The sequence below is a fragment of the Stieleria sp. genome (genome assembly GCF_041595215.1).
Lineage (GTDB): Bacteria > Planctomycetota > Planctomycetia > Pirellulales > Pirellulaceae > Stieleria > Stieleria magnilauensis.
This window is the reverse complement of sequence record NZ_JBFHKV010000003.1, coordinates 22,954-29,815: the sequence shown is the minus strand read 5'-3', so window position 1 is coordinate 29,815 and position 6,862 is coordinate 22,954. Positions and strand designations below refer to the sequence as shown.

At 62.2% G+C, this 6,862-nt stretch carries 6 protein-coding genes; 3 read left to right on the top strand and 3 right to left on the bottom strand.

What is annotated here, in order from left to right; translation table 11 throughout:
* Positions 1 to 40: 40 nt before the first annotated feature.
* Genes secG through aroF form a run of 3 tightly spaced genes read right to left on the bottom strand, consistent with a single transcriptional unit; the run spans position 41 to position 2,454 of the window.
* Entirely contained in the window at positions 41 to 619 is a 579-nt protein-coding gene (gene secG, locus ABX749_RS00295) for a preprotein translocase subunit SecG (protein ID WP_372894259.1), read from the bottom strand.
* Between the two features lie 45 nt (positions 620 to 664).
* Complete coding sequence (gene tpiA, locus ABX749_RS00290; protein WP_372894258.1) at positions 665 to 1,420, bottom strand: triose-phosphate isomerase; 756 nt, start codon at positions 1,418 to 1,420, stop codon at positions 665 to 667.
* Positions 1,417 to 2,454 (bottom strand): 3-deoxy-7-phosphoheptulonate synthase, encoded by a 1,038-nt coding sequence (aroF, locus tag ABX749_RS00285; RefSeq protein ID WP_145212192.1) that lies wholly within the window; start codon positions 2,452 to 2,454, stop codon positions 1,417 to 1,419. Before aroF ends, tpiA begins: the two co-directional genes overlap by 4 nt.
* A gap of 265 nt (positions 2,455 to 2,719) precedes the next feature.
* Between aroF and ABX749_RS00280 the strand changes: the two genes are divergently transcribed.
* The 3 genes from ABX749_RS00280 to ABX749_RS00270 all read left to right on the top strand — a co-directional run bounded on the left by ABX749_RS00280 (position 2,720) and on the right by ABX749_RS00270 (position 6,839).
* Positions 2,720 to 3,217, top strand: coding sequence for a hypothetical protein (locus ABX749_RS00280; RefSeq protein ID WP_372894257.1), 498 nt, complete (start codon positions 2,720 to 2,722; stop codon positions 3,215 to 3,217).
* A gap of 89 nt (positions 3,218 to 3,306) precedes the next feature.
* Positions 3,307 to 5,715 carry a hypothetical protein gene (locus tag ABX749_RS00275; protein ID WP_372894256.1) on the top strand — a complete coding sequence of 803 codons (2,409 nt, stop codon included), beginning with the start codon at positions 3,307 to 3,309 and terminating at the stop codon, positions 5,713 to 5,715.
* On the top strand, positions 5,712 to 6,839 hold the full coding sequence (locus ABX749_RS00270; RefSeq protein WP_372894255.1) for an ABC transporter ATP-binding protein: 1,128 nt from the start codon (positions 5,712 to 5,714) through the stop codon (positions 6,837 to 6,839). Before ABX749_RS00275 ends, ABX749_RS00270 begins: the two co-directional genes overlap by 4 nt.
* The last annotated feature ends 23 nt before the right edge of the window (positions 6,840 to 6,862 follow it).

Genomic DNA, 6,862 nt, shown 5'->3' with positions numbered 1-6,862 from the left:
GGGACGCAAGTGTTGCCCAATCGCTGTGTCGGCCAGTGGCCTATTCGGGCGTTGACTCAGACGTGTCCGCTGGGGTTTCGTCCGCTGGTGCTTCCGCCGGGGTTTCGTCCGGTGTCTCTACCGCGGGGGCGGTTTCGGCCGGTGTCAATTCCATCGTGGGCGTTCCGGTCGCCGGTTCGCTTCCGGTGTCGGCTGCGGCATCCCCACCGGATTCGGTGGGTTCGTCGGACAGCAAACCGCTCAGCCCGCTCAGACCACCGCTGCCGGTGGTTCCGGTGGTTTCATCGGCGGATGATTTCAGTGCCGGGGTGTCGTCGATCGGGTAATCGGCCTCGTCGGCGGTCAGCGGCGGGACGCCCAGGGAGTACATCGCGATGGCGCAGACCAAGCCCCAGATGATGGCCGAGACGGCGGTGATCAGGGTGAACGTGTCGCCGGCTTTGCTGCCGAAGGCGCTTTGACCGCCGGGGCCGCCCAGGGCACCGGTCAATCCGCCGCCTTTGCCGCGTTGGACGAGAATCAGCAGGATCAAAAACACCGAGAGGATGAACATCAGCCAGCCCAGTGCGGCACTGCCGAGTGAACCCAGGATCAAGGTCTGATTGGTAAGCGTGGTCATTGCGAATCCGTTGTCTGTCTCTGGACGGTAAAAGGGCTGATCGGATCAGCCGGCATTGATGATGGCGACGAAGTCATCCACTTTTAGACTGGCACCGCCGACGAGGGCGCCGTCAATATTCGGTTGGCCGAGCAATTCCTTGGCATTATCCGGTTTCACGCTGCCGCCGTACTGAATTCGCATCTGCTGTGCGACGTCGTTGGTGAACATCTCGCCGAGCAGCTTGCGGATGAACGCGTGGACTTCTTCGGCTTGTTCGGGCGACGCTGTTTTTCCGGTGCCGATGGCCCAGACGGGTTCGTAGGCGATGACGACGCCCGAGGCGCGGGCTTCATCGAGTCCTTCCAGCGAGCCGCGGAGTTGCGTTTCGACGACCGTTTCGGTCTTGCCGCTTTCGCGGTCTTGGAGCGTTTCGCCGACGCAGACGATCGGGACCAGGTTGCCGGCCAGCGCGGCGGCCAGTTTTTCGCTGATCTGGGCATCGGTTTCGCCCAGGATGGCGCGTCGTTCGCTGTGTCCCAGGATGACGTAGCGGCAGCCGCTATCGCACAACATGGCGGCGTTGACTTCGCCCGTGTAGGCACCGTCCGCGGCGGGATACAGGTTCTGTGCTCCCAGGCTGACGGCGGATCCGGCTAACACGTCACCGACGCGGCTCAGGTAGACCGACGGTGGGCAGACAACGACTTCGACCGTCGGGTTTTCCCCGACGGCATCGGCGATGCCTTGAGCCAGTTGCGCGCCGCCAGCGGCACGCGTGTTCATTTTCCAGTTTCCGGCGATAATCGTTCGGCGGCTCACGCAGTCTTCTCCGGCAAGGGGGATACGGTTTTTCCAAGCAGTGTGGCGAGCGACTTCAACTGGCTCGCTAATTCGGCATATTGTTCGGGCAGCAACGCTTGCGGGCCGTCACTTTTGGCGACTTCCGGGCAATCGTGCACTTCGACGTGGACCCCGTCGGCGCCGGCGGCCAAACCGGCCATCGCACAGGCGGGAATCAGTTCGGGTTTCCCCGTGGCATGCGAGGGGTCGACGATGATCGGCAGGTGGCTGAGTTGTTGCACCAGCGGTACGGCCGCGACGTCGAAAAGGTTGCGGGTCGCGGGGTCAAATCCTTTCACGCCGCGTTCGCACAGCACCACGTTGGGATTGCCCTTGGACAGGATGTACTCGGCGCACATCAGCAAGTCGGTCACGGTGGCGGACATGCCGCGTTTGAGCAACACGGGCCGCTTCGACGCGCCGACTTCATTGAGCAACGCGAAATTTTGCATGTTTCGGGCACCGACTTGCAGCATGTCGGCGTATTCGGCCACCAATTCGACCAAACGCGGATCGGTCACCTCGGTCACGACCGGCATGGCGTGGGCGTCGCCGACTTCGCGGAGTCGTTTCAGCCCGGCTTCGCCGAGTCCCTGAAACGCATAGGGGCTGGTCCGCGGCTTGTACGCGCCGCCGCGGAAAATGTTCGCACCGGCCTTGGCGACCTGTTCGGCGATGCGGTGCATGCGGTCTTCTTCTTCGACGCTGCACGGGCCGGCGATCATACCGATGTGTCCGCCGCCGATTTTGACCCCACCGACATCGATCACGCTGGATTCGGGGTGGGCCTCACGCGAGGCCAATTTATAGGGCGGGAGCACCGGGACGACTTGCGCGACACCCGGGATCGAACGCACCGATTCCACCACGATCTTCGACTCATCGCCGATGATGCCGACGATCGTCCGAAACGTCCCGCGCGACAGGTGCGCCTTCAAGCCCATCGCTTCGACACGCTCGATGACGTGGTCGACTTGTTCGTCGGTCACTCCGCCCTTGAGAATCAGAATCACGGTGAATGGCTTGGAATGAAAACGGGTGATCGGGCAGGGAAAGGGGATCGAAGCGGGAGAGTTTAGCGATCGGCAGTGCGGTTCGTCGAGGGCAAAGGATCGCCGGGGGGCAAAGGGGGGGCGTTTTCCAGCGAATTGGCTCGCCGGGGGCACATGCCCGTGGCGATTTCCTGCCACGCGGCGGTCTACAACGGCTCTCTATTTGTTAGAATGGTGCCATTAGGGGCCAGCGAGACGCCCTCGTCTTCTTTTCAATTGGGTTGCGATGGACCAGCAATTACCCCGCGGACGCGTTTCGGCCACCGAGCCGGTGCTCCGCAGTCGCTTACTGCCACGAATTTCGTTTCAGTCGTTGCTGGTCCTGACCGCGCTTTCGGCGGTCGTGATCGCCGTCGTGTACGCCGCCGACCAAGGCGGACCCTACGCCACGGCCGCGGCTGTCGGTTTGTTCTTTGCCGTCTGCATGTTCGTCTGTTCCGCATTCATCTTCCTGCTCTCCTGGGCGGTTTCGTTTCTGCCGCGAGTGGCCGGGGTCACGGCCCTGGTCATCGGGATCGCGCTGGCCATGACGCGATTGCTGGGGATCCCGCTGGGCATGTTGTCCTTGCTGCAGGAAACGATCTGGTTGATCAATTTTCAAATCATCGGCTGGTTCTTGCTGCTCTATCCATTCGCAGCCACCGACGAAACCGACGCCGCCAGCCCGTTTGCCGACGATCAGCTGCCGCCGCAGATCTTCGCACCGCGGGAGCCGTCGAATTGACCCCCGCGATGCCCTCCCCAAACGATCCGATCTCGGCCCCCATTCAGGCACCGTCTGCTCCGCCGCCTGGCTTGTCAGACAGCAGGTGTATGCGGGCCGCCGCGGTGCTGGCACTGGTCCTGGCCGCGCTGGCGACCTCCGCCAACGCCCAGTTCAGCGTTCCTGAAATCCTCTCCACCCATCAAGTCGTGCTGCCCAATGCAGGCAACGGAGCCGGCGGCAGTGGATTCAAAGCGACGATCCAGGTGAGCAATCTGATCGGCGTCGGCTATGTCGGTGTCGACGTCACGCTGACGTCGACGCTGGGGCCGCTGACGGCAAATCGAGAACTGTCGATTCGGCTGACTCCGATCGATCGCCATCTGCCCGCTGGCCGCGCAATCGCGACGGAGTTTCCGCTGACCTTTCCACAGGGGCAAACCGAGGTCGTGCTATCGCGATCGTGTCCGAAGTGGACGATCGGCAACTCCTATCGCATCGAAATTGTCGAGGACGGCGCCCCGCTGAAACCCTACGCCGCTGAAGTCGGTAACCCCTTTCCCGGCTACGCGATCCAATCCCCCGCGACCGTGTTGCCCAATGAACTGATCTGCAATTTCCTGTTGGTGGACACGGATCCCAAGCCGATCGGCAAACCGGCCGACGCGATCTCATTCGATCGGCCGGGTCGGGCCGGGCGGTCGTTGATTTCCAGGCGAAGTCCGGCGCTGCAAACCGTGTCACTGCAGCGGCTGCCGTCGGATTGGCGTCTGCTGCGTGACATCGATTGCATCGTGATTCAGGGTGACCGACTGCTACAGGGTGACCGACTCGACACGCCGACGCCGGGGCAAGCCGGGGGCACGGCGACGGCGGAGCGTCAAGCGATCGAGGCGATCCGCGATTGGGTCTTGATGGGGGGAACGCTGGTCGTGCTGCAAGCCCCCGATGCGACCGAATTGGCTCGGTCGTTGCAGCTGAAGTTGGTGCAACAGAAGGCAGAGGACGACGGGTTCGCCGCGCTGATCACTTCAGTCGCATCGACGATGGACGATTCGTTGAAGCGATTTCGAGAGGTGTTGTCCTCGGCGTCCGAGCCATCGCAGAACGCTCCGCTGCCGGTCGCTCCACGCATCCTTTCCCTTCCCGTAGGCGATAGCGATTCGATGGGCGGGGACGATTTGATGGGCGGCGGCGATTCGATGGGCGGCGGCGATTCGATGGTCATCTTGGGGCCGAGCACCCGTGAACGCTTTTCCGAAGCACAGCTTGTCGCGACCGGGAAATGGACCGAAGAGGTTGAAGCGCGGATTCAAGCGTTTGATTCGGATTGGAAGCAAGGCTACCGACGATCTGTCGGCGGTGGTCAAGTGGTGGGGATCCCCTCCGAGTCGATCGATTCGCTGCTGGCCTTTGATGTGCTTGAAACATTGATCGGTTATCGCTGCTCGACGATGCTGACCCGGGGCGTTGATCCGATCATGGGTGACTTCCGCAGCCGCCGGTGGCTGATTCCCGGAGTCGCCGAACCGCCGGTCTACACGTTCATGGGAATTTTGACGTTGTTCGTGTTGCTGGTCGGCCCAGTCGCCTATCGTTGGACGACGCGCGGCCATCGGTCGCATTTGATGTTTCTGATCGCGCCGGCGCTGGCATTGGTCACGACCGCCGCGATGTTCGCTTACAGCATCATCTCCGATGGGTTCGGAACGACCGTTCGCGTGCGGCAATTGACCTGGATCGATGGCGCCAGCGGCGATGCGATCGAGCGGACCCGGTCGACACTGTTTTCCGGGATCAGCCCCCGCACGGGACTGCGATTCGCCGGTGACGCCGAAGTCATGGCGTACCCCAACGGCGGCCAGCAGCGATGGCGGGACCTGCGCAGCGAAGTCGGTGAGGTGCGATTGCACGCCGACATCGACGCCGACGACCAGTGGCTGGACGCTGCGTTTTTGCCGTCTCGCACCCAGACCCAGTTCGTCACCCATCAAGTCCGCCGCGGCGTGGGGACACTCTCGATCAACGGACTCAAACCGTTCGACTCTTCCGGTCAGGTCCCCAATGCTCGTTCGATTGAACTGTCCAGTTCGCTGCCTTTTGAATTGCGCGATCTGGTCGTTTGTTCGCCCGACGGTCGCTATTGGTCGACCGACTCCATCAAAGCCGGCCAGACCGCTTCGGCCGGCTGGATTCCCAAAACTCAAGACGCATCGAAGTTGCTCGGACGCCTCTACACCCGGCATCGACCGGTGGGCGCGGTCAGCGAGTCGGGGCGGTCGCAAGGCAGTCGACGGATCCGCGACCTGGTGCTTTATGTCAACAAAGAAATCAGCCGCAACGGGCTCGTCGTGACCGACGGCGTGTTTGAACACTGGCTCAACGAAAGCCTGTTTGTGCGTGGTGAATTGCCGCCGGGCATGTTTATCGGCATCGGTGCGGCCAGCCCCGACGTCGTCGCCATCGCGGATGCCGAGCAGGTCGCCAGCGTCCGCTATGTGATGGGGACGCTGCAATGAGTTTCACCGACCACGAACTCGACGACGGCAACGCCACCGCGCGCCCGTCCGGCGACACGGCGTCCGACGACTCGTCGTCCAACGAATCGTCGTCCAACGAATCGGCAGCCGGTGAATCGGCGACACCGCGGGTGCGGGCCGAGGCGGCCGTCGACCCACACGCCGGTGTGCACACGAACGACTCCGAGTGCATCGAGCTGCGACGACTGCATCGTTTTTTCGGCGACACCCGTGCGGTCAACGACGTCACGTTCAGCGTCGGCCGCGGCGAAGTGTTCGGTTTTATCGGCCCCAATGGCGCCGGCAAAACGACTTCGATGCGGATCCTCGCGACGCTGGACTTGCCCAGCTATGGCGACGCCTTCGTCGACGGATTCTCCGTCGTCAACGATCCCGAACTGGTGCGCAAACGGTTGGGGTTCATGCCCGATTCCTTCGGCACCTATCGCGACGTCAACTGCCGCGAGTACCTGGATTTTTTCGCCCGGGCCTATGGGTTGGTGGGGCGGGAGCGGACCCGGCGACTGCAGTGGGTGCTGGATTTTACCGGCACCGGCGGGATGGCCACCAAACCGATTCGCGGTTTGAGCAAGGGAATGAAACAGCGTCTGTGCCTGGGCCGGGCACTTGTGCATGACCCCGCCGTGATGATTCTGGACGAACCCGCCGCCGGTCTGGACCCGAGAGCCCGCATCGAATTGCGACGAATGATTCGTGAACTCGCCGACCGCGGCAAAACGATCCTGATCAGCAGCCATATCCTGACCGAATTGGCCGAAATGTGCGACGCGGTGGGTATTATCGAACAGGGCAAACTGCTGGCGACCGGCAGCGTCGAGCAGATCCAAAGCGAAACACAAAACCAATCCGAGCTGACCCTGCGAATCCTCAATCGCCACGACGAAATCACCGAATCGCTGTCACGTCTGGAGGACCATATCGCGATCGACAACGTGATCCTGGACGGGCAATTCGTTCGCTTCGGATTCAGCGGAAAACCGGACGACCAGGCCGCCATCGTGACGCACTTTGTCACCCAAGGATTTCAAGTCGCCGAAGTCACCGCGCATAAGAAAAGTTTGGAAGACCTGTTCTTGCAGGTGACCGAAGGCTTGGTTCAGTAGGTTGTTAGCTGTTAGCTGTTAGC

Excerpts from the sequence above, each read along its gene's own strand:
- secG (WP_372894259.1), bottom strand. The coding sequence starts at position 619 with ATGACCACGCTTACCAATCAGACCTTGATCCTGGGTTCACTCGGCAGT.
- ABX749_RS00280 (WP_372894257.1), top strand. The coding sequence starts at position 2,720 with ATGGACCAGCAATTACCCCGCGGACGCGTTTCGGCCACCGAGCCGGTG.
- ABX749_RS00275 (WP_372894256.1), top strand. The coding sequence starts at position 3,307 with ATGCGGGCCGCCGCGGTGCTGGCACTGGTCCTGGCCGCGCTGGCGACC.
- ABX749_RS00270 (WP_372894255.1), top strand. The coding sequence starts at position 5,712 with ATGAGTTTCACCGACCACGAACTCGACGACGGCAACGCCACCGCGCGC.